The following is a 1,055-nucleotide window of genomic DNA, read 5'->3' as shown; positions in this document are numbered from 1 at the left end:
GTGGTTACCCCGATCCATATCGCCACGACCTATATCCGTGACGAGGACAACGCCTATTCCTCGGGCTTCGTCTATGGCCGCCCCGACAACGAGACGATCCGCGAGGCCGAGAGCGTGCTCGCCATGCTGGAGGAGGCGAAAGCCGGCGCGCTGCTCTTCGGTTCCGGCATGGCGGCGGCGACCGCCGTCTTCCAGGCGCTCTCGCCAGGCGACCATGTCGTCGCTTCCAAGGTGATGTACTGGGCGCTGCGCGCCTGGCTGCAGACCGAGGCAACGCGCTGGGGGCTGGTCATCGATTTCGTCGAGACCGACGATCTCGCCGCCCTGAAGGCGGCCGTGAAGCCCGGTGTCACCAAGCTGATCTGGGCCGAGACGCCCTCGAATCCGCTCTGGACCATCACCGATATCGCCGGCGTGGCCGAGATCGCGCGCAAGGCCGGCGCCAGGCTTGCGGTCGATTCGACCTGCGCCTCGCCGGTGCATACGCGCCCGCTGACGCTGGGCGCCGACATCGTCATGCATGCCGCAACCAAGGTGCTGAACGGCCATTCCGACGTCGTGGCCGGCGCACTCTGCGCCCGGCAGGACGACGAGTTCTGGAATCGCATCAAGACCGTGCGCAAGGGGCAAGGCGGGATTCTGGGGCCCTTCGAGGCCTATCTGCTGATGCGCGGCCTGCGCACGCTCCATCTCCGGCAGGAGCGCCAGAGCGCCTCAGCCATGGCGCTGGCGCAACGGCTCTCGGCTCATCCGCAGGTGGCGCGCGTGCTCTATCCCGGCCTGCCGCAGCACCCAGGCCACGACATCGCCGCCCGCCAGATGGAAGGCGGCTTCGGCTTCATGCTCTCGGTGCAGGTGACGGGAGGCGAAGCGGCAGCGGTCAAGACAGCGGCTCATGTCGAACTCTACAAGCGCGCCACATCGCTCGGAGGCGTCGAGAGCCTGATCGAGCATCGCGCCTCGATCGAGGGCACGGGCTCGCCCTGCCCCACCGATCTGCTCAGACTCTCGACCGGCATCGAGGATGTCGAGGACCTCTACGCCGACCTCGACCA

General features: G+C 67.6%; 1 protein-coding gene. It reads left to right on the top strand.

Annotated elements, in window-relative coordinates:
- Positions 1–1,055, top strand: a 1,055-nt coding sequence (locus tag CYD53_RS29765) for a trans-sulfuration enzyme family protein (RefSeq protein WP_103721676.1), incomplete at both ends; no start/stop codon positions are given.

The organism is Allobosea psychrotolerans (assembly GCF_002917105.1).
Classification (GTDB): domain Bacteria; phylum Pseudomonadota; class Alphaproteobacteria; order Rhizobiales; family Beijerinckiaceae; genus Allobosea; species Allobosea psychrotolerans.
The sequence above is the reverse complement of the archived record's forward strand: the minus strand, read 5'-3'. Positions and strand labels throughout refer to the sequence as shown.